1 protein-coding gene is annotated in these 371 nt (G+C 52.8%); it reads right to left on the minus strand.

The genetic code is table 11. From position 1 onward, the window contains the following. On the minus strand, positions 1-371 hold a 371-nt coding region (locus KH400_RS30110; RefSeq protein WP_217228401.1), incomplete at both ends, for a hypothetical protein.

The raw sequence follows: 371 nt of genomic DNA on the forward strand, positions 1-371 counted from the left end.
CCCTTTCTCTTTCTTCTTTTCTTCCTCCCCCCTCCCCTTCCTTCCCTTTTCTTCCCTTCTCCCCCCTCCTTTCTCCCCTCCCTCCCCTCTCTTTTTTCCCTCTTCCCTTCCCTCCTCTTCCCTCTCCCTTTCCCCTCCCCTTCCTTCCCCCCTCTTCTTTCCCCCCTCCCCCCCCTCTTCCTTTTCTCTTTCTCCCCCTTTTTCTTTTCTCCCTTCCTTCTCCCCCTTCCCTTCTTCTCCTTCCTCCCCCCTCTTTTTCTTCTTCTCTCCCTTCTCTTTTTTCTCCTCTTTTTTCCCTCCCCCCTCCCCTTTCTCTTTCTTTCTCCTCTCCCTCCCCTCTCCTTCTTTCTTTTCCCTCTTCTTTTTTTCCT

Source organism: Desertibacillus haloalkaliphilus (genome assembly GCF_019039105.1).
Lineage (GTDB): Bacteria > Bacillota > Bacilli > Bacillales > KJ1-10-99 > Desertibacillus > Desertibacillus haloalkaliphilus.